Origin of the sequence: Nostoc sp. NMS4 (assembly GCF_017115095.1) — a bacterium.
Classification (GTDB): domain Bacteria; phylum Cyanobacteriota; class Cyanobacteriia; order Cyanobacteriales; family Nostocaceae; genus Nostoc.
In genome coordinates, this window is record NZ_JABXKI010000281.1 from 1 (window position 1) to 20,785 (window position 20,785).

The following is a 20,785-nucleotide window of genomic DNA, read 5'->3' on the forward strand; positions in this document are numbered from 1 at the left end:
ACAGTTTCCAGATGATCTTCTAGAATAGGACGACTTTCTTCTTTTAACACTTCAATATATAATTCAATAGCTTCCTTGATATTGGCAATAGCTTCTGTTTTCGTCTTACCTTGGCTGATACAGGCAGTTAAGGTAGGACATTCAGCTATCCAATAACCATCTTCTCCTGGATAGATAATAACTTGTCTCTTCATCTATTCCTCCGACAATTCAAAACTGTATTCCAAACAAATCAAAAAAGCCAAAATCTCTCACAACAAATCTGGATTTTCCCCTAATTCTCTCAATCTAGCCGCTAAACGAGCCACCTGTACAGCAGCAGCTTCTGCTTCTGCAACTGCCGCTTGTGCTTGTGCAACAGCAATTTCCGCCTGTGCAACTGCGACTTGTGCTTGGAAAGCAGCAGCTTCGTCTGGTAACAAAACCAAATTCCCAGCTACATCATAAAACCGCAACCATACCGCCGTTTCTCTGTCTATTGTTCCTTCATACGTTCCTAACCATAAACCTAACTTTTGACACCACAACCAACCACGCTCATTTGGTGTCAAAGATTGATATTGCTGATTATGATCTAAATGCCACCCTTGCAAAGAAGTCGGGTCAAAGGGGTCATAGACAAAATAATCTGAAGTATGAAAAGTTTGTTCGTAAAGGTCTTTCTTAACAGTCTTATCTATTTTGGCTGTAGATGGTGACATTAATTCTACAATCACATCGGGATAGCGACCGTTTTCTTCCCACACTACCCAACCTTGACGAGAATTAGTCCCGTCCACATTCAGCACTGCAAAAAAATCTGGACCTCGGAAATCCTGGTTACGAACTTGGGCGCTGCTGTAATAAATAAACATATTGCCACCAGCAAAAAAATCATTACGGTCAGCCCAAGCTTGTTGCAATGACCGAATCAGGACATTCATTGCAATACGGTGGCGATTTGATTCCAAGGGTTCTCCGTCATCAAAAATTAAATCTGTGGGCGGTGTGGGATGTTGCCAGTCTACAATGGCTGTTGGGTTGTTTTCAGTAGTCATGAGCGATCGCCTTTCTCAGAAAGCCTTAGATTTTTATCATAAATTATTCTTCACCCAATCTCGAAAATTACGCATAGCTTGACTTCTCCCAATTGTTAAACACTGCTGAACATATTTATTGACTAATTCAATAATTGGAATATTCGGAAAATTAGGACTAGATTCAGATTTTATATATTTACCTTCTTGTAAAATCAAAATTTCTAAACCTTGTTGTGTATGTCGCCAAAGTTCAGGAACTCCTAAAATTTCATAATTTTGAAATCGAGTGCGAGAAGTAATATCAATTTCGATTGCTAAATCTGGTGGTGGGTCTATATTTAAATCAATGCGATTTTTGCCAATTATAGCAGCTTGATTTTGAATATAAAAACTGGTATCTGGTTCTACTGCTTGCAGCATTCGCTCATTTTTAAGAGTTGTGGAACCAAAAGGCTCAAAATCAATTTGGAGTTTGTCTAATAAGATTTTGACTAAATCACCAATAAGTTCTTTATCTTTTTCGTGTTCTGGTAGAGGAACCATAATTTCTAACCAGCCATGACTATAAGAAATACGTGCAGCACGCCTTTCTCCCATTTCTGCTAAAATATTTTCTAACTGCTGCCAACTAATATCTTGCAGCAACATTTGTTGACCGGGTTTGACAATGATTTGTTGCAGTTTTAAAAGCATATCACCTCAGAGAGTTGATGTAGTAATTTATATAGCAGATTGAATTTAAAAATCAACTTTCTTAAAGTATATCGTCTCTGAGCATGAGTGTAGATATTATCTAAAAAGGTCAAAAAGGTCAATGTAATAGAAGATACAGATAATGCAAATGCAACTCACTATTCGTAAAGCTTATTGTGAGGATATTCCGGCTTTAGAAGCTTTGATTCAAAACTCGGTGAAAAATCTTCAAGCTGCTTATTACAGTCGTGAACAAATGGATGGCGCTCTTGGTACTGTCTTTGGTGTTGATAGCCAACTTATCAAAGATGGCACATATTTCATTGCTGAGATTGAGTCTAAAATGGTTGGTTGTGGTGGCTGGAGTCAACGTAAAACTCTTTTTGGAGGTGACAAATATCAGAATAAAGAAGATGATTTACTCGATCCAATTCATGAGCCGGCGCGAATTCGTGCTTTCTTTGTACATCCTGCTTGGGTGCGTCGTGGAATTGGAAGTAAAATCTTGGCAGCTTGTGAAGCGGCGGCCATTGGTGTAGGTTTTTCGAGACTTGAATTAGTGGCTACCCTTGCTGGTGAACCGCTTTATAAAGCACACGGATTTTCTAATATTGAACATTTTGAAATATCTCTCCCTAATGGAGCTTGTCTGCCAGTTATTCGGATGTACAAACAGATATAAAATTCCTATTTTATTTTTTAAATGTAGTAAATTTGTTTCTACATTCCAAGAGGATATTGTCAATAGCTTTTAATTTTTACTTGTTAAGGGAATACGGATGGTAAACTCTGTTCCACATCCTGGGGTTGAATCAACTTCAATAGTTCCTCGATGTTTATCTACGACAATTTGATAGGCGATCGCCATTCCTAATCCGATTCCTTTACCCACAGGTCTAGTAGTAAACATGTGGTCAAATACCCGTTGTTTGACATCTTCACACATCCCAATCCCATTATCATAAATTTGAACGATCGCGCAATGACTTAATTTATCAATTTGGGTTTGGAGCTTAATTTGAATAGGGTTGGTTTTAAGATTCTCAAAACTACGTTTTTCGCTAGCTTCTTCTAGTGCATCGATTGCATTCACCAGAATATTCATAAACACCTGATTTAGTTGCCCTGCGTAGCATTCTACTAAAGGTAAATCACCGTATTTCTTAACAATCTGAATTTCCGATCTATCGGGCGTGGCTGTGAGTCGATGATTCAGAATCATCAGAGTGTTGTCTAAACCTTCGTGGATGTCTACAAATTTCATGTCTGCTTCATCGAGGCGCGAGAAATTACGCAGCGACAGTACAATTTGACGAATGCGTTTGGTTCCCACTTGCATTGATGTCATTAATTTTGGTAAATCTTCTGCCAGAAACTCAATATCAAGGTCTTGGGCGCGATCGCTAATTTCTGGTGTAGGATTTGGGTAGGTTTGTTCATATAGCTTTAGCAAATCGAGGATATCTTTGCTATAAACGCTGGCATGATTGAGGTTGGCATGAATAAAATTGGCAGGATTATTGATTTCGTGTGCTACCCCAGCAACTAATTGTCCTAGACTAGACATTTTTTCGGTGTGGATGAGTTGAGCTTGAGTATTTTGCAATTCTTTCAAGGTTTTACTGAGTTCCTGCGCTTGCTGGTTGGAAACAAAGGCGCGATCGCTAATCTGTTCGTATAGTTGCAGCTGTCGCCATGCACCGATCAACCCAACCAATAGCAATCCTCCCAAAACTGTAGCCAACAGGTTCAAGGCCTGCAATGGTGATTCAATATTTTCTTGTGGCACAATCAACGCTACCGACCAATTTGCTTCTCTCAGGGGAGTGTAAGCAACATAACTCCACTTACCATCTAGTTGAGCTAATTCAATGTTTGTACGTTTAGCCACCATTTGTTGAGTAATTTCAACTAACCTGCGATTGGGAGATTTGAGGAAACTCTGGGCGGCTTTTTCGGGTGTACCAATTAGTTCCCTGTTGGGATGGGCGATGGGAACTCCTTGAGAATTCAGCGCAAAGGCATAGCTACCCTTACCTTGATGTAAATTACCGATAACTTCAACTACTCGGTTAATCGGGATTCCTCCCATTAAAACACCTGCTGGCTTTGTATCTGTTTTGGCAGGAATCGGGGAACTAATTTGAATCTGTAACTGATTGGTTGTGCGTCCAATAATTGGATCGGCAGCTACCGTTTCACCCGCAATACTCCTCTGAAAAAATTCTCGATCATTAACATTTGTATAACCCCCTTGAGTATTAATTAATGCACCATCTGGCGCACTCAATGCCATCAGCAAAAACGGTTGTAACCGCTTCACCTCAGATTGTAAGTAAGGTTCCATCACAGGCCAATCTAGCGATCGCACCACAACCGAATTTGCCAAAGTCTTAATTTCTGTCTTCCGAAGGGCTAACCAGTTATCAATATCATCCTGACCTTGGCGTGTTTTTAACAATGCTTGTTCTTTAAGACTATCGAGCAACAACCCCTTAACAATTTTGTAACTAGTGATGGCTGTGGCACTAATACTAATGGATAAAATTACCACAATTGATAATAATAGTAAATTTTGCGATCGCAATTTCAATGAGTAGTAATTTTTGTTAGTTGGCGCATACCATCGGGGGTTGATTTTTTTTAACCAGCTTTTGCGTAATTTAAGCATCATCGTCGTTTTACTATAAGTGAAAATTTAAAAAGCAAAAATGAAAAGTGCTGAGTAAAGTAGAAATTACTCAGCACTCAGAACTCAGAACTCAGAACTCCTAACTCAGAACTCAGAACTCAGAACTCAGAACTCCTAACTCAGAACTCCTAACTCAGAACTCAGAACTCAGAACTCAGAACTCAGAACTCCTAACTCAGAACTCAGAACTCAGAACTCAGAACTCCTAACTCAGAACTCCTAACTCAGAACTCAGAACTCAGAACTCAGAACTCAGAACTCCTAACTCAGAACTCAGAACTCAGAACTCAGAACTCCTAACTCAGAACTCCTAACTCAGAACTCAGAACTCAGAACTCAGAACTCAGAACTCCTAACTCAGAACTCAGAACTCAGAACTCAGAACTCAGAACTCAGAACTCAGAACTCAGAACTCAGAACTCAGCACTCAGCACTAATTAGGGGTTGTTGAGTAGAGATTTGAATAACAAACTCTGTACCCTGTCCAAGTTCGGAAGTGCAAGAGAGTAAACCGCCATGTGCTTCTACAACAATTTGACGAGCGATCGCTAATCCTAATCCAGTGCCTTTTCCTACAGGCTTGGTGGTGAATAAATGGTCAAAGACTTTTTGTTTAACCTCCGGTGACATTCCCACCCCGTTATCAGCAATTTTAATCAAAACATCCTTACCTGAATCTGCTACACGAGTTTGAATGGTGATGCAATTTGGGTTAGCAAGAATCGCTTCCAAAGTCCGTTCTGTATTGTATTGCTCAAGGGCATCAATGGCATTTGCTAACAAGTTCATAAATACCTGATTAAGTTGTCCAGCAAAGCATTCTATTAGAGGTAGTTTGCCATAATTCTTAATCACCTCAATTGCCGGACGGTTTTCATTAGCTTTTAAACGGTGTCTGAGAATCAGAATACTGCTATCAATGCCTTCGTGAATATCAAAAGGAACTTTATAATCCTTATCTGCTCTGGAGAAGGTTCGCAAACTGGTACTAATACTGCGGATACGACTAACACCCAATTTCATCGAATCCAGCAATTTTGGCAAATCTTCGCGTAAATAATTCAGGTCGATGGCATCAATTTCATCTTGAATATCTGAGCCAGGATCGGGAAACTTTTCTTGATAAAGATTAATTAGTCCAAGCAAATCTTTAACATAATCTTTGGCTGGTTCTAAGTTACCAGCAATGAAGCCCACAGGATTGTTGATTTCATGGGCAACACCTGCCACTAGATTACCAAGGGCAGACATTTTTTCACCTTGGACTAATTGCAATTGCATCGTTTGGAGTTCTTGTAAAGCTTCTTCTAATTGTTGTTTTTGCTGTTGCAGTAGTTGTTGTGCTTGTTGGCGTTCGGTAACATCTTCACAAGTGCCAAGGATGCCAAAAACGTTTCCTTCTTTATCTTTTAGAGGAATTTTGTTTGTATTTGACCAGATTTGTTTTCCGTCTGCTTGCTGCAATATTTCAATAATATTGAGTTCAGCTTTTCCAGACTCCATAATGCGGCGATCGCACTCTACATACCCATCTGATTGTTCATGAGTCCAAGATAGATCGTAGTCGGTTTTACCGATAACATTTTCTGGCAATTCTACACCTGAAGTTTGAGCAAAGTTCTGGTTACAGCCTAAATAAAGACAATTGCGGTCTTTCCAGAAAACAGATTGGGGGATATTGTCGATAATTAACCGCAAAAATTGTTCCGTTTGTCCTAGATTTTCTAGAGTATTTTGTGCTTGCTGATAAAGTCGAGCGTTTTCTAGAGAAATTGCAGCTTGAGTACATAATAGATTGAGAATTTCGACGCGATCGCTAGTAAATGCCCCAGTCATCAAATTGTTTTCTAAATATAAAATCCCTAACAGTTTCCCTTGATAGAAAATTGGCGTACACAGCAAGCTTTTGGGTTGCTGACGAATGATGTAGGCATCGGCTATCAGCATCGGATGCAATGTTGTATCAAAGATAACGGTAGGTTGCAAGCTGCGTTTGACGGCGTAAATTAGGCTATGGGGAACGTCTGCACTATCTTCCACAAAAATGGACTGTAACACCTTTGATTGCTGTCCAACTTGAGCAGTCGCCTCAACTACCAATCTACCTTCTTTGAGCAGTAGTAACGCGCACTTATCGGCTCCAGCATTTTCAATCACCACTTGCAGCAGCTTCGTAAGTAATTTATCCAGTTCAATTTCACTGGAGAGAGTCTGAGAGGCTTTTAAAACTGTTGCCAAATCTAGCATTACTGATGTGTTGCTGCTAGAGGTTCCTGATTTATTAATAGTTGGGTGGAAGGTAGTATTACTGTCAATATTTGCGATCGTGTCATTGGGTGTAAGTAGCGATACTCTTTCAGAGTCACTTTGTGAACGCTTTTGTTGTAAAATTGGCGCTAGCAGTTGTGGATAATGCTGTTCTAAGTCATCAACTTTGGCTTTAGCATCCCAGCGTGTATAGCAATAGTAAGCGTTAATCAAATACTCTTGAGCAATGCGTTCTTTGTCCCACTCTAAATAGAATTTGGCTGCAAGTTCGTTGGCTAGAGCTTCTTCGTTGAGATATTCGTTTTCTTTGGCTTTGGCAATGGCGCGATCGTATGATTCGATTGCATCCATATATTTACCAGAAATTCTTGCTATTTCCGCAGATAACAATAGATATCGATGTAAAAAGTTTTCTGGGCAACTATTAGCCCAATTTTTCTGAATTTGTTGATGCTCTCGAATAATCTCCCAATATTGCTTTTTCTTCTCTAATGTTGCATTGGGATAGAGAGCTAACAAGCTGAGTGGATAATAGAAATGATACTGAATAATTGGGAAGAAACCAGAGTTACAACCAAGAGTTTTTTCCGCTTCTTCTGCTGCTTGAATAGCATCTGTGTAGCGACCATAAAGGTACGACAATTGGATTTTAAGAAAGCAGTACCAATTAATTCCATGATCAAAGTTATTCTTCTGTCTCCATACCTCTATATATGGAATATCTTCTTCATTGCGATCGCCTAATAAATCGGTGTTTTTAGATACATCTTGGAGGCTCAATAAAAACTGTCGCTGTAAAGTAAATGCATACAGCATATTAACATCATTAACCTGTTGCACATAGCTGAGATATTTTTCAGTTTCTGCATAGACATCGGAGAGGCGATCGCCCTTAATTAACATTGCCCAAATCAAAAACGAAACTGCCCAAACACCAAACACCAAATTCCCTGTTTCTTGGCAGACTTGGAATGATTGTTGAGAAAGTGGCAAATTCGTTTTTAAATGCTGATTATAGGGATTAGTGGTGTGTGCAAAGATATTATTGGTCTTAAAAATAAATTGGGTACTATTGAAGTGACGATCGAGTTTTAGTGCTAACGTACCGAACTCATAAGCCGTTTGATAATTTCCTTGATTTGCTAAACTCATCCCATATAAACAGTAAGCAAAACCAGAACTTTCAGCATTGCCATAACTCAAAGATAAACCGATCATTAATAAATGAGCCAAGCAACTGAGGTATTGATCTCCTCCCATATAAGCGGCTGCCCAAACGTCAGCTAAAAGACCCATGCAGACCTTTTTATCTGGATCTATCATCTCTGGCAAATCGAATAAATCTGCTATCCGAACCGTTTGAAGTTTAGCTTTTAATTCTTGAAGTTCAATTTCGATAGCAGCTTGCTGTTCTTCAGAGGTTACGGGTAAATGCATACCCATGATGCTTAAACCTTTTAGCCCAGCTTCAAAGCCAGCTTGGATATTTTCACCCTGAGTCATTTTCAGGTACATCTGAATTCCATAAATCTCTGCTTTATCAAATCTATCTTGACTACGATCTAGTGCGACATTAAATAATGTCTCTGCCTGGTTGAAATCACCAGTGAAATATTCGCATTCCGCAGTTTCTCGATATAATTCAAACGTAAGCTTATAGTTAACTTGCCAACTTTCTTCTACGAGCAATTCTTTCCCTAATGTGAAATATTTAACGGCTGCTTTATAAGCGGTTGAAGCTTTCGCTTTCTTGCCAGCAATTAGATTAAGTTGAGCGAGTTCATGTTTTTGGGATTGTTCATTAATTATATCAATTCCCTCATTTAACTGATTAACAATATCAAAAATCTTGGCTTCAATTACTTCCGGCAATGTATTATTTAAGAGTAATTGCCCAATTTTCAAATGAGTAGCTTTCCTTTGAGATTCAGGAATCAAAGAATAGGCTGCTTGCTGAACCCGGTCATGGAGAAATTTATAGGAACAGGATTCAGGAGAATTGTGTCGCTTAGATTCGGAATTTTGAATTATATTACTGTTCGTGTAGCGTCTATCTGCGACACGCGGCGCGAATGTAGATAAATGAGGCGTAACCCATTCAGACTTCTCTTGATAGAATTTATAAACCTCATTGGTAGGAATAATTAACCCATCCTGTACAGCTTTCCAAAAGTCTGTGGCTGTTTCCACCTGAGATTTTTCGTAGATGATCGCTAATGTCGCTAAATCAAATTCGTTTCCTACACAAGCTGCTAATTTTAAAACTTCTTGAGTTTCGGTTGACAACTTTTGCAGTTGAATTGCCATAAACTCTACGACATCATCGGTAAGAGCGATCGCTCGCACTTGAGCAATATCACATTCCCACCCTCCTTGACTTCCACCCTGATTGAGAGGCGTAAATGTAATTAGTCGATCTTGGTATAATGCTTTGAGAAACTGGGTACTAAAGAAAGGATTACCTTTGGTTTTGCTCAATACTAACTCTGTTAAAGGTGCAGCTAAATCTAAAGAGCAACTTAATGTATCTGCAACCAAATGATTAACGGATATTTGTTCGAGAGGAGCTAAGGTAATCGTATTAACTGTAGCGCCTAACTTCTGAATCTCTTCTAAAGTCAGCATCAGGGGATGTACTGGGTTGACTTCATTATCTCGATAAGCACCAATTAATAGTAGATAGCCAATTTCAGCTTCACTCATTAACAAATGCATTAACTTTAAAGAAGCAGAATCTGCCCATTGCAAATCATCAATAAAGATTACCAATGGATGTTCTGATGTAGTGAAGACTTGAGTAAATTTCAAAAACAGCGAATTGAAGCGATTTTGTGCCGCACTCCCAGAGAGTTCCGCCGCAGAAGGCTGTTTCCCAATCATACTTTCTAATTCTGGAATCATCTCAATCATCACTTGTCCGTTCTCACCCAAAGCCGAGAGAATTTTGGACTTCCACAGATCGAATTGAGCATCAGTTTCACTCAAGAGTTGCCTAATTAAGTCTCGAAAGGCTTGTACAAAGGCAGAGAAAGGAATGTTGCGCTGAAATTGGTCAAATTTACCTTTAATGAAATAACCTCGTTGTCGCACAATTGGCTTGTGGACTTCATTCACCACAGCAGTTTTGCCAATACCAGAAAAGCCAGCTACCAAAATAATTTCCGTGCTTCCGTGACTGACTCTTTCAAAGGCATCCAATAAGCTTTCAACTTCGGCTTGGCGACCGTAAAGTTTTTCTGGGATGATGAAGCGATCGCAAATATCCCGTTCACCTAACTTAAAAGATTTAATCGAGCCAATTTCCTGCAATTGAGACAAACATTTTTCTAAATCAAATTTCAGTCCTAATGCGCTCTGATAGCGGTCTTCAGCATTTTTCGCCATCAATTTCATCACAATGTCACAAAGAACTTCGGGAATCTCTTCTTCCCTACCGTCCCTTAATTGTTTTGGTTGCTTGGCAATATGACAGTGAACCAACTCCATCGGATCGTTTGACTGAAAAGGTAGGTATCCAGCCAGCAATTCATAGAAGGTAACGCCGAGGGAATAGTAATCACTGCGATAGTCAATTCCGCGATTCATCCGCCCGGTTTGTTCTGGAGAAAGATAGGCGAGAGTCCCTTCTAAGACATTGGGACTGTAAATCTCCTGAGTTTCTCTGGGTAAAAGAGAGGCAATACTAAAGTCAATCAACTTGACTTGCTTAGTTTCCGGGTTGATCAGGATGTTCGCAGGTTTGATATCTTTGTGGATAACTCGATGGCGATAGAGTCCATCAAGAGTATTGCTCAGAGCGATCGCAATATCCAAGAAATCTGTCAGAGTATATTGATTGCTCCCCATTTTTTGATTGAGCCAATCTCTCAGGGAAATACCACCAAAATCCTCCATCACCAAAGCATAGCTGTTGCGGTAAGGTTCCAGGCTGTAGGGACGAACAATACCGGGTATGTCAAGATTTTTAGTAATAGTGTACTGATTACGAAACAGCAGTACTTCATTGAAGGTGGGATACTCCTGCTGAAGCAGTTTGATGACAACCGGAAGTCGATCCGCCTCTCGAATAGCACGGTAAACTAAGGTTCTAGAGCCAGCATAAAGTTGTTCGCTAATTTGATAGTTCAACAGCCTGTTCATCGGCTCAAATGCTGTATTCATACTTTATTAACTCTTGTTAAATCAGCCACTTATTTAAAGTAGTTTGCCCAAAAATCAGCTTTTGCTAACTCAGTTTTATCAATGAAGGCAGGGGGCAGGGCAATACGGTTCGGTAAAAAGAAGAGACGCGATAAATCGCCGTCTTTACAATAATCAGTCCTTTGTAGAGACGGCGATTTATCGCGTCTTTGTGATTTATCCGAACCGGATGGGGAGGCAGGGGGGCAGGAGATAGAAACTCTATATTGATTGAGTCCTGCATTTTGTACCTCACTTACTTGCAATCTGCTGTAGATAGTTTTGCGTAAGCCCTATTTAGCTCTAAAGCAAAACTACCGCTATTTCCGGTAAAATCAAATTCTAATGACTGTGGATATGGGAGAAATTTGGGGTGCCTACACTTGGCGTTAACATCGATCACATCGCCACCATCCGCCAAGCGCGGCGGACAGTGGAACCAGACCCCGTAGCAGCGGCGGTACTGGCAGAATTAGCCGGTGCAGATGGAATTACAGTGCATCTGCGCGAAGATCGGCGGCATATCCAAGATCGGGATGTACGTATATTGCGGCAAACAGTGCGATCGCATCTTAATTTAGAAATGGCCGCAACAGATGAAATGCTAGCGATCGCTCTCGAGATCAAACCAGACTACGTAACTTTAGTCCCCGAAAAGCGCGAAGAAGTAACCACAGAAGGCGGACTAGATATTGTCGGCCAAATTGCTAGAATAGGTGAAATAGTCGATAAATTGCAAAGCGCTAACATTCCAGTTAGTTTATTTATCGATGCCGAACCAGCACAAATTGAAGCATCTGTCAAGATACAGGCGCGATTTATTGAATTGCACACCGGACAATATGCCGAGGCCAAAGATGAAACAAATCGCCACCGAGAATTAGCCATATTAGCTAAAGGGTGCGAACAAGCGATTAAAGCTGGATTGCGAGTTAACGCCGGTCATGGACTCACCTACTGGAACGTCTATCCAGTGGCTGCGCTTCCAGGCATGGAAGAACTGAACATTGGTCATACCATCATCAGTCGGGCAGCATTAGTAGGTATAGAAAGGGCAGTCCGCGAAATGAAACAAGCTATTAGGAGTGCTGAGTTAGGAGTTAGGAGTTAGGAGTTCTTTAATTTTGAATTTTGAATTTTGAATTTTGAATTGATTTCTCCCTCCCGTATCTTAAAAGAGGGTTGTCACTGCGAAATCTAGAAATTGGGATCAAATCTTCAGCAAAAACTTCTATGAGCGCAACACAGCCTAACAACCTGCCACTTTGGGTACAGGATAGAGATAAAGTGATAGCAGAAAGCACTGATGTCGAGTGGCGCTATCAGACACCGCCTGATTATTCTCGTTCAAAAGAGAATCTTGCTAAAGAAAGTATCCACAATCATCTTGAAGGTACACTAGAAGCGATCGTGCAAAACTTGGTGCGAACCTTCGAGATGGAGGTATCCTTCAAAGCTAACCCACAAGAGTGGTTATCTATTGTGAATGACAACTTTCGCGTCAGTACCAATGGCGGAGTAGAGTATACCGCAGCAGATTTATCAGCCCAAGGTACTTACAATTTATTTATGGCTGATTCAGAACATTACAAAGCTTCAGAAGAAAGTTTTGAATCATCCGCAAAAGTCTTCCATACAACATTTCCCCAAGGATTTCCTTGGGAAGTGCTGGAAGTTTTCTCAGGGCCACCGAATGTAACATTTAAATGGCGGCATTGGGGACATTTTAACGGAGAATACAAAGACCATGCACCGACTGGAGAGACGCTAGAAATTATCGGCATGACTATTGCAAAAGTTACCGATGACTTGAAGATTATTTCCTTAGAACACTACTTTGACAATAATCTTTTCTTGGAAAAGCTAACGTCTGGTGACAAACAGACAAAATCTGAAAACCAGAAAAGTGCTTGTCCGTTCAGTTCTTGGTTCAAGAAATCCCCCAAAAGTTAGTTCATAAGGGTACAGAGTCACTGTGCCCTGAAATTATTCACATAGCAACCAAAGGATGAAAATGCAAACATACCATTACGTTTTGGCAAGTCAACGCTTTCTTCTCCAAGAAGAACCGATACACGAAGTTCTCAAAGAACGTACCCGTAACTACCACGAGCAAGAAAAACCAATAGATTTTTGGTTAGTTGAGCAACCAGCTTTCTTGGAAGCACCGCAGTTTAAAGAGCTAAAAGCTAAGTGTCCCCAGCCAGCAGTAGCAATTATTTCTACAAATCCCCAATTTATTACTTGGTTAAAACTGCGTTTAGAGTACGTCATCACTGGAGAATTCCAAGCTCCTTCTGAGGCAATACCAGATGCTTTAGCATCGCTTACTACTGTATCTTAGGAGTACTGAGTGCTGAGTGCTGAGTTAGGAGTTAAGAGTTAGGAGTTAAAAGTAGAGACGCGAAAAATCTTTGTCTGTACAAGAGTTAGGAGTTTTGTTTATCTCCTTGTCCCCTCATCTCCCTTATCTCCCCAGTCCTCAGTCTCCAGTCCCGAGTCCCCAGTCCCTAATTTTATTTTTGAGTAACAAAATATATTTTTTGACACACCTTTTATCACCATACTGAAGTAGCTAGGTTTTCAGCTTTTTTCTTATAAAATCTTCTAGGACACCTTAATTTACATAATCTAACTTTTGTGTATAGATTTCAGACTTTACCAAGTGTTTTAGGATTAGCGATATCTACGATGAGCTTTGCTTACGCTGGGTTGATTGGTGGGATGAGTTCTGTACTTGCTCAAAAAACCATTCCCTCTTGTCAACCACCAAATGCGGGCGAGTATCTTTTATTAGTAGTCAGTCCCACAGCAAATAATCAAAAGCAGTTACGTAGCGCCTTACCACCTGAACTTAAAACTATCACCTGCAAATATCTCAACGAAACCGTGACGCGAGTTGGCGGCTTTAACAAAATTGATGATGCCAATCGTTGGGCGAGATATGTCAGCAATATTGTTGGCTTATCTGCCATAATTACTACTCGACCAACAACAACGGCAAATGTACAGCCACAGTCACAGCCAAAACCACCTCAGCAGACAGTCAGCTATAATCCTCAAGCTTTAGGAGAAGGTTATGCAGTGCTGGTAGATTATTACAACCGTCCAGAACTAGTAAATAGTGTGCAGCAATTAGTGGGAGGTAACGTCGGTTTTGTTTCTTATGGACAACGCCCTTACTTGCTGGCAGTTTATACCACTAACCAAAGTGAAGCTTACAACACATTGCAAAAACTAAACAATGGTGGTTTTGTTGCCAGCCTAGTAGATAGTCGTAAGGTGATTTTGCTGCGCTCAACTGTGCGGTTGTAGTCATTAGTCATTAGTCATTAGTCATTGGTTAATAGACTGTAGACTATTGACTAATAAGCAGACCTAGCTAACCAATAGATGGTTATACCCAAAGCCGACCCAGCGATTACCTGAACTGGTGTATGTCCGAGTAATTCCTTCAGACGGTCTTGGCTAAAGTCTGGTTTTTCATGAAATAATTCATCAATCATTTGATTGAGAATACGAGCTTGCTTACCAGCCGCTTGGCGAACTCCGGCTGCATCATACATGACGATGATGGCAAAAACGATCGCAACGGCAAAATCAGGAGATGCCCAACCCAGTGTTTGCCCTACACCTGCGGCTAGAGCCGTAACTAGAGCTGAGTGGGCACTGGGCATACCTCCGGTTGTCACCAAAACACGCACATTCAGTTTGCGATTTTTGACGATCTCAACTACGAGTTTTAATGCTTGAGCAATTAAACAAGCTACCAGAGCAACCAGCAGCACCCGGTTGTCTAAAATGTTGCCTATGTCCTGCATGGTATTTTGGTTAGGTTAGTAAATATTAGCAGCAGTTGTTGGTTGAGGAAACATTTAGATTCAACCCAAAATTCCAAATTAATCTAGTACATCACGGTGGAAACAGACCAACTATTCAAAATTAGCTAAAAGCTTACTTGATAAGTTTTTTTAATTTTGAATCAGTGAATTTTTAATTTCGCTGGGCAGTAGTAGTACACTATGGTGTAAATAAACTACCCATTGCCAATCAATGAAACGCTTGTGGTATGGGAATTACGAATTACGTTAGCGCAGCGTTAGCGAGTCATCGATAGCGGAGCGGTAGCGAGTCTTCGAGCGTCGCGTCATTACGAATTACGAATTACCCAAAGCGTTACTAATTATTACGGCTGGTAATAAAATGAGCGATCGCTTGGAGCGGTTTGGCTCTGTCTCCAAACGGTTCTAATTCTACACAAGCAGCTTGAACTAGCTCTTGGGCAATTGATCGCGATTCCTCAAGTCCCCAAAGGCTAGGATAGGTGACTTTATTGGCTTTTTGGTCTTTGCCAGCTGTTTTACCTAATTGCTCTTGGGTAGAAGTGATATCCAAAATATCATCAATTATTTGGAATGCTAGCCCAATATTTTGAGCATAACGGGTTAGCCTCTGCACATCTTCAGGTGATGCATTAGCGATCAACCCGCCACAAACCACGCAAGCTTCTAAAAGGGCGGCTGTTTTGTGTTTATGAATGAAATTTAGAGTTTCTAAGGAAATATCAGATTTCCCTTCCGACTCTAAATCTACAACTTGACCGCCGACCAAACCAGCTGCTCCCAAGGCTCGACCAAGACGAGCAATAACCTGTAAGACTACTTCTCTCTTAACGCTTTGGGGGGTTTGAATGGCAACAGACTCAAAAGCGAGAGCCAATAAGCCATCCCCAGCCAAAATAGCGACATCTTCGCCATAGACTTTATGATTCGTCAGCTTTCCACGACGGTAATCGTCATTATCCATCGCTGGGAGGTCGTCATGAATCAACGACATTGTGTGAATCATCTCTACAGCACAAGCCGTTGGCATGGCCATCTCGATAGTTCCACCCATCATTTCACAGGTGGCAAGGCAAAGAATGGGACGTACACGCTTGCCTCCAGCTAATAACGAGTAGCGCATCGCCTCATAAATCTTTTCTGGATAAATGACTGGGATAGCTCGATCCAAAGCATTATCGCAAAGCTTTTGTCGCTCTTTTAGATAGGCTGCTAAGTTAAATGTGGCTTCCTCTGGTGGTGTCTTTTGCACGTTATCAGTTGCTACCATTCTTTAATTCCTAACATTTTGAGATTTTTGTCTGATACATCACAATTTTAAGGTGCTGTGGGACTGAAAAAATGAAGAGTTAGGAGTTAGGAGTTAGGAGTTATAAGTTAATAACTCTTAACTTTATATTTCATCACTTTTAACTTTTAACTCATCACTCATCACTCCTCACTCTCTTTCTTCTCTTTATTCTTTTGCGGCTCTGGAATAGCTGGCAAATGTATTTTCCAACAATATGGCAACAGTCATCGGGCCGACACCACCAGGAACTGGGGTGATAAATCCTGCTACATTAGCGGTTGATTCAAAATGGACATCACCAATGAGGCGACTTTTGCCATTAGTATCGGTGATGCGATTCATCCCCACATCTACCACAACAGCGCCCGGTTTCACCATATCAGCAGAGATCAATCCGGGACGACCTACTGCTGCAATTAGAATATCAGCATTTTGGGTGATGGTTTTGAGGTCATGCGATCGCGAGTGAGCGATCGTAACTGTAGCATCAGCTTCTAATAGCATCAGCGCCATCGGTTTACCCACCAAAATACTACGCCCCACGACTACTGCCTGTTTTCCCGACAAAGGAATCTCATATTCTTGTAAAAGCCGCATCACACCAGCCGGGGTACAGCTACGTAAACCGCTTTCTCCTCGTACTAGTCGCCCCAAGTTAACTGGGTGCAGTCCATCAGCATCTTTGTCGGGATCAATTTGATGTAGCAGAGTTACAGCATCCAGGTGGTTAGGTAAGGGCAATTGTACAAGAATGCCATCCACTCTTTCATCGTGGTTGAGTGCAGCAATTACCTCTTCCAATTCCCCAAGGGTAGTTTGGCTAGGAAAATGCTTACCAAAAGAAGCGATCCCAACTTTAGCGCAAGCTTTTTCTTTATTACGTACATAAGCGGCTGACGCTGGATTATCACCAACCATCAACACTGCTAAACCAGGAGGTCGTCCAATTTTTGGTTGTAATTGTGTAATCGCAACAGAAAGTTCTTGTTGAATTTTTGCAGCTAATGCTTTCCCATCAAGGAGTTTGGCAGTTTTTGTTTCCATGAAAATCCCCAGCTATGTTCGCTTATTGTCCAAAGTCCAAAATGAAAATATTGATTCTTAAGTCTTGACTTTCGACTATTATTGTGTTGCTGTTTGATCTCGTAGCGTTTCTCTCACAGTAAATACATAATGTTTATTTTCTCAGATCAACGGCATCATCTGAAGAATAAAGAATTAGGGATTGGGGAATGAAGGAGCAGGGAGCAGGGAGATGAGGGAGACAAGGGAGACAAGGAGATAAACAAAACTCCTAACTCCTAACTCCTAACTCTTAACTCAGCACTCAGCACTCAGCACTCCTAACGCCCAATGCCCAAAATAAATAAAATCGGTGGTTTTTATGCAACAAATAAGAAATTTATTATTTTCTTTTTGGTACGGGCGCAGTGCCGTTCCTTATCGGTTGGGGTTGACTTTTTTCCTGATAGCAGGACTTTGTAGTTGTGGTAACTTGACATCACCTAGCTTGCGTGGGGCTGGCTTAAAAATTGGTACTAATGTCACTCCAATTGGAGAAATTAAAGCAAAACAAGACAATCAGGCTATAGTTTACATCCAAGGTCAGGTAGAAAAGCAAGCTCCCCTGATCAAACAGTGGGCTTATAAAATTAAGGACTCAACTGGCAAAATTTGGGTTGTCACCAATCAAAAGAATCTAGGTGAAGGTTCACAAGTTGTAATTAAGGGTAAAGTTCGCTACCGAAGTATTCCCTTAGCTGGCAAAGAATTGGGGGAAGTTTATTTAGAAGAAGAGTAATCAGCAATTAAAAATAAAGATATGAACAATCAACAGGTACATGTAGCGATCGCTATTCTCTACCAGAAAAACAAGTTTCTTATGCAACTGCGTGACAACATCCCTGGTATTCTCTACCCTGGCTACTGGGCGCTATTTGGCGGCCACATAGAACCTGGTGAAACACCGGATGTAGCAGTAAAACGAGAAATTTTAGAAGAAATCGGCTATAACCTACCACCCTTCGTAGAATTTGACTGTTATCACAACGAAAGAGTTGTCCGTCATGTTTTTCATGCACCTCTTTTGGTGGAATTAAATCAACTAGTTCTAAATGAAGGCTGGGATATGGCCTTATTTACGCCAGAAGATATCCGCCAAGGTAACTATTATTCACAAAATGCTGGCGAAGTGCGACCTTTAGGAACAATGCATCAGAAAATTATGTTGGATTTTATTGAAAAAAAATCCAACATAATTTGAATATGGGGCATTGGGCGTTAGGAGTGCTGAGTGCTGAGTTAAGAGTTAGGAGTTAGGAGTTAGGAGTTAAGAGTTAAGAGTTAAGAGTTAGGAGTTTTGTTTATCTCCTTCTCCCCCTGCCTCCCCTGCCTCCCCTGCTCCCCTGCTCCCCCATCTCCCCACTCCAAGCCACAATAAAGTTAGAACTCTTATGGGATTATCACTAATGCAATCAGCAAACAAATTGCCGCGATGGTTAACTATCGGATTGGCATTTCCCATTGCCATTCTTAACGGCTGGCTATTGATCCAGGTTATACAGTATTTTCAACCCTTGGTTAGCATTATTGCCGCAGCCATCCTACTGGCTTTTGTCTTGAACTATCCAATCCAGTTTCTTCAGGAACAAGGAGTGAAACCCAATTTAGCGATCGGGGGAGTGTTGCTTTTGACTCTGGTGGTTTTAGTAGCTTTAGGTATCACCTTGGTTCCCCTGATTATTCAACAGCTTGTTGAACTGGCTAATATTTTGCCCAGTTGGATTGATTCTGGTACTCAGCAGTTGCAAGCTTTTCAAGATTGGGCATTAAGTCAACAACAACTTCCGATTAATTTAAGTGGTTTATTTACCCAAGTTCTGGAACGATTATCTAACCAACTTCAGTCCTTTACTGGTAGAATTCTTGGTTTTGCTGTCGATACCATTGGTATTGTCCTCAATGTGTTGTTGGCAGTGGTGCTGACTATCTACCTAATATTGAACGGTGAACGCCTCTGGGACGGAATTTTTCAGTGGTTTCCCCCTAATATTGGGTCAAGAGTCCGGGAATTGCTGCGAGAGGATTTCCACAATTACTTCATCGGTCAAGCAACATTGGGAGCTGTGTTAGGGGTGACAATTACACTGGTGTTTTTGGCGCTGCAAGTTCCTTTAGCTCTACTTTTTGGCATTGGTATTGGCTTATTTTCACTCTTCCCCTTTGGTACGGGGGTAGGTATTGCCATAGTAAGTTTGTTGGTAGCGCTGCAAAATTTTTGGTTAGGGGTGGAAGTCTTAGGCGTAGCTGTTGCGATCGACCAAGTTAATTCTAATATTATTGCACCTCGAATTCTCAGCAATTTGACTGGCTTAAACCCTGTATGGGTAGTAATTTCTTTATTGTTGGGTGCAAAATTGGGAGGAGTGCTGGGTTTGTTAATTGCGATCCCGATTGCCAGTTTTATCAAGGATATAACAGATAGCTGGCGGGCTGGAGAATTTAATAAAATAGAGGATATCCAGTCAGAGCCTGTTACGGTAACAAGTGAGAGAGCAGGAACTTATAGCTAAAATTCAATCATTCAAATTAAAATAATTCGTAATTCGTAATGACGCTCGATGACTCGCTAACGCTGCGCTAACGTAATTCGTAATTCGTAATTAGGTTTTGTAATGGGGATTTAACCCCAACACAAAAGTTGCGTGATTTTTGAACCGGGGGACTTAAACCCACGGAACTAGTTAACTGAAAGACTGGTGAGATTATCCAAAAACAAACTGGAAAATCCTAACTTAATAATGCCAAAAAATCAGAAGCTATTCACGCGATCGCTATTATTTGTTACGGCTCAAAACTATTATTGCTGGTGTAATTCTCCCGGCATTGTAAGTCTAAAAATTAATATTAATTTTAAAGCAAAAAGGATTATAAACTACTATTGTTATTCCGATAACTTCCCTCTGTACTTTTTCCATTGCGACATCTGTTGTGTCTGCCAATGCCTGTAATAACCTTACTTTTTCCACCATTGAAAGCATAACTAGCATCGAACTCACGTTAAATTAATCCTCTAAAATCTGGATTTCATCAAGTTGATTAATCACCACGTCTGCACCTCGGACATTATCTGACTTACCTACCCAAGTGATACCAATACAACCTGCGGCTTTCGCATTACGCGCCATTTGCATATCACCAACTGAATCACCTACCATCAATGTAGCGTTTGGTTCAACTCCCAAAGCTTGGCAAGCTTGCAAAAATAGTACTGGATCTGGCTTACCCGGTCCCTCATCTACTCCCATTTCTAACTGGATATAATCACTTAACTCGTGATTGGCGACAAAATTCCGTACTTCTTCAGTTGTCGCAGCCGAGAGAATGCCAAGTTTCAAACCGCCTTCCCGTAGATATTTCAACAAGTCTAAGCTACCCACAAACAATGGTGAAGGGGTTTCTCCAATGTATTTTTCCGCTTCATCCAAAGCTTGACGGGCTATTTTTAAGCACTCAAACCATCCTCTTCCAGTTTCGGCAATATATGCCGCAGCCGCAACTTCTGTTTCGCGGCGACTTGCTACTGATATTAAACCTGCGGGATCTAGAAAATTGCCATTGATACCAAATGCCATTAATAGAGGTTCCCCAGTTCCAGGGATTTGAGCATCTATTAATCTCGTTGCTTTTTGTGCGAGCGATCGCAAATACGTTTCTGAATCTTCTAGAGTACCGTTTTTATCAAACAAAATTGCCTGGATATTATCAAAAGTGATATTTCTACATTTAATGGTTGCCATAA

Annotated in this window: 17 protein-coding genes; 8 read left to right on the plus strand and 9 right to left on the minus strand. The window is 40.8% G+C overall.

The features are described 5' to 3' along the window. From HWQ37_RS26375 to HWQ37_RS26385, 3 genes are all read right to left on the minus strand, one after another. Window positions 1-194, minus strand: a 194-nt coding sequence (locus HWQ37_RS26375) for a type II toxin-antitoxin system HicB family antitoxin (protein ID WP_292753053.1), incomplete at its 3' end; no start/stop codon positions are given. 57 nt (window positions 195-251) lie between these two features. Then, a complete protein-coding gene (locus HWQ37_RS26380) occupies window positions 252-1,037 on the minus strand; it encodes a Uma2 family endonuclease (protein WP_292753056.1) in 786 nt (261 codons plus the stop codon). Window positions 1,038-1,073: 36 nt separating this feature from the next. Beyond that, entirely contained in the window at window positions 1,074-1,712 is a 639-nt protein-coding gene (locus tag HWQ37_RS26385; RefSeq protein ID WP_292753058.1) for a Uma2 family endonuclease, read from the minus strand. A gap of 148 nt (window positions 1,713-1,860) precedes the next feature. Here HWQ37_RS26385 and HWQ37_RS26390 point away from each other — a divergent pair, with 148 nt between their 5' ends. Continuing rightward, window positions 1,861-2,394: a GNAT family N-acetyltransferase gene (locus tag HWQ37_RS26390; RefSeq protein ID WP_292753061.1), complete on the plus strand. Its 534-nt coding sequence runs from the start codon at window positions 1,861-1,863 to the stop codon at window positions 2,392-2,394. A 69-nt stretch (window positions 2,395-2,463) separates the two neighbouring features. On the opposite strand, the gene HWQ37_RS26395 is transcribed toward HWQ37_RS26390, so the two are convergent. Both HWQ37_RS26395 and HWQ37_RS26400 read right to left on the minus strand, forming a co-directional pair. Next, window positions 2,464-4,386: a sensor histidine kinase gene (locus HWQ37_RS26395; RefSeq protein ID WP_292753064.1), complete on the minus strand. Its 1,923-nt coding sequence runs from the start codon at window positions 4,384-4,386 to the stop codon at window positions 2,464-2,466. Between the two features lie 438 nt (window positions 4,387-4,824). After that, complete coding sequence (locus HWQ37_RS26400) at window positions 4,825-10,833, minus strand: trifunctional serine/threonine-protein kinase/ATP-binding protein/sensor histidine kinase (protein ID WP_292753068.1); 6,009 nt, start codon at window positions 10,831-10,833, stop codon at window positions 4,825-4,827. 391 nt (window positions 10,834-11,224) lie between these two features. Between HWQ37_RS26400 and HWQ37_RS26405 the strand changes: the two genes are divergently transcribed. The 4 genes from HWQ37_RS26405 to HWQ37_RS26420 all read left to right on the plus strand — a co-directional run bounded on the left by HWQ37_RS26405 (window position 11,225) and on the right by HWQ37_RS26420 (window position 14,166). Then, window positions 11,225-11,962, plus strand: a complete 738-nt coding sequence (locus HWQ37_RS26405; RefSeq protein ID WP_292753071.1) for a pyridoxine 5'-phosphate synthase — start codon at window positions 11,225-11,227, stop codon at window positions 11,960-11,962. 122 nt (window positions 11,963-12,084) lie between these two features. Beyond that, the gene (locus HWQ37_RS26410) at window positions 12,085-12,804 is read left to right on the plus strand and encodes a nuclear transport factor 2 family protein (protein WP_292753074.1); all 720 of its coding nucleotides are present in this window, start codon (window positions 12,085-12,087) and stop codon (window positions 12,802-12,804) included. A 61-nt stretch (window positions 12,805-12,865) separates the two neighbouring features. Then, window positions 12,866-13,195 carry an MgPME-cyclase complex family protein gene (locus HWQ37_RS26415; protein WP_292753076.1) on the plus strand — a complete coding sequence of 110 codons (330 nt, stop codon included), beginning with the start codon at window positions 12,866-12,868 and terminating at the stop codon, window positions 13,193-13,195. A 296-nt stretch (window positions 13,196-13,491) separates the two neighbouring features. Continuing rightward, window positions 13,492-14,166 (plus strand): hypothetical protein, encoded by a 675-nt coding sequence (locus HWQ37_RS26420; RefSeq protein WP_292753079.1) that lies wholly within the window; start codon window positions 13,492-13,494, stop codon window positions 14,164-14,166. A 50-nt stretch (window positions 14,167-14,216) separates the two neighbouring features. On the opposite strand, the gene HWQ37_RS26425 is transcribed toward HWQ37_RS26420, so the two are convergent. The 3 genes from HWQ37_RS26425 to folD all read right to left on the minus strand — a co-directional run bounded on the left by HWQ37_RS26425 (window position 14,217) and on the right by folD (window position 17,028). Continuing rightward, on the minus strand, window positions 14,217-14,672 hold the full coding sequence (locus HWQ37_RS26425) for a divergent PAP2 family protein (RefSeq protein WP_190939008.1): 456 nt from the start codon (window positions 14,670-14,672) through the stop codon (window positions 14,217-14,219). Window positions 14,673-15,030: 358 nt separating this feature from the next. Then, entirely contained in the window at window positions 15,031-15,963 is a 933-nt protein-coding gene (gene crtE, locus HWQ37_RS26430; RefSeq protein WP_292753084.1) for a geranylgeranyl diphosphate synthase CrtE, read from the minus strand. 186 nt (window positions 15,964-16,149) lie between these two features. Next, a complete protein-coding gene (gene folD / locus HWQ37_RS26435) occupies window positions 16,150-17,028 on the minus strand; it encodes a bifunctional methylenetetrahydrofolate dehydrogenase/methenyltetrahydrofolate cyclohydrolase FolD (protein WP_292753087.1) in 879 nt (292 codons plus the stop codon). A gap of 340 nt (window positions 17,029-17,368) precedes the next feature. Here folD and HWQ37_RS26440 point away from each other — a divergent pair, with 340 nt between their 5' ends. From HWQ37_RS26440 to HWQ37_RS26450, 3 genes are all read left to right on the plus strand, one after another. Further along, complete coding sequence (locus HWQ37_RS26440) at window positions 17,369-17,785, plus strand: hypothetical protein (RefSeq protein ID WP_292753090.1); 417 nt, start codon at window positions 17,369-17,371, stop codon at window positions 17,783-17,785. A 21-nt stretch (window positions 17,786-17,806) separates the two neighbouring features. After that, the gene (locus tag HWQ37_RS26445) at window positions 17,807-18,247 is read left to right on the plus strand and encodes an NUDIX hydrolase (protein ID WP_292753092.1); all 441 of its coding nucleotides are present in this window, start codon (window positions 17,807-17,809) and stop codon (window positions 18,245-18,247) included. Window positions 18,248-18,452: 205 nt separating this feature from the next. Then, entirely contained in the window at window positions 18,453-19,556 is a 1,104-nt protein-coding gene (locus HWQ37_RS26450; protein ID WP_292753095.1) for an AI-2E family transporter, read from the plus strand. A gap of 492 nt (window positions 19,557-20,048) precedes the next feature. Here the strand turns inward: HWQ37_RS26450 and HWQ37_RS26455 are convergent, their stop codons facing one another. Beyond that, window positions 20,049-20,783, minus strand: a complete 735-nt coding sequence (locus HWQ37_RS26455) for an HAD family hydrolase (protein WP_292753098.1) — start codon at window positions 20,781-20,783, stop codon at window positions 20,049-20,051. Between the last annotated feature and the right edge of the window lie 2 nt (window positions 20,784-20,785).

Bases quoted from the DNA above. Each gene is read 5' to 3' on its own strand.
- HWQ37_RS26380 (WP_292753056.1), bottom strand. From the start codon at position 1,037: ATGACTACTGAAAACAACCCAACAGCCATTGTAGACTGGCAACATCCC.
- HWQ37_RS26385 (WP_292753058.1), bottom strand. From the start codon at position 1,712: ATGCTTTTAAAACTGCAACAAATCATTGTCAAACCCGGTCAACAAATG.
- HWQ37_RS26390 (WP_292753061.1), top strand. From the start codon at position 1,861: ATGCAACTCACTATTCGTAAAGCTTATTGTGAGGATATTCCGGCTTTA.
- HWQ37_RS26395 (WP_292753064.1), bottom strand. From the start codon at position 4,386: ATGATGCTTAAATTACGCAAAAGCTGGTTAAAAAAAATCAACCCCCGA.
- HWQ37_RS26400 (WP_292753068.1), bottom strand. From the start codon at position 10,833: ATGAATACAGCATTTGAGCCGATGAACAGGCTGTTGAACTATCAAATT.
- HWQ37_RS26410 (WP_292753074.1), top strand. From the start codon at position 12,085: ATGAGCGCAACACAGCCTAACAACCTGCCACTTTGGGTACAGGATAGA.
- HWQ37_RS26415 (WP_292753076.1), top strand. From the start codon at position 12,866: ATGCAAACATACCATTACGTTTTGGCAAGTCAACGCTTTCTTCTCCAA.
- HWQ37_RS26425 (WP_190939008.1), bottom strand. From the start codon at position 14,672: ATGCAGGACATAGGCAACATTTTAGACAACCGGGTGCTGCTGGTTGCT.
- crtE (WP_292753084.1), bottom strand. From the start codon at position 15,963: ATGGTAGCAACTGATAACGTGCAAAAGACACCACCAGAGGAAGCCACA.
- folD (WP_292753087.1), bottom strand. From the start codon at position 17,028: ATGGAAACAAAAACTGCCAAACTCCTTGATGGGAAAGCATTAGCTGCA.
- HWQ37_RS26440 (WP_292753090.1), top strand. From the start codon at position 17,369: ATGCAACAAATAAGAAATTTATTATTTTCTTTTTGGTACGGGCGCAGT.
- HWQ37_RS26445 (WP_292753092.1), top strand. From the start codon at position 17,807: ATGAACAATCAACAGGTACATGTAGCGATCGCTATTCTCTACCAGAAA.
- HWQ37_RS26450 (WP_292753095.1), top strand. From the start codon at position 18,453: ATGCAATCAGCAAACAAATTGCCGCGATGGTTAACTATCGGATTGGCA.
- HWQ37_RS26455 (WP_292753098.1), bottom strand. From the start codon at position 20,783: ATGGCAACCATTAAATGTAGAAATATCACTTTTGATAATATCCAGGCA.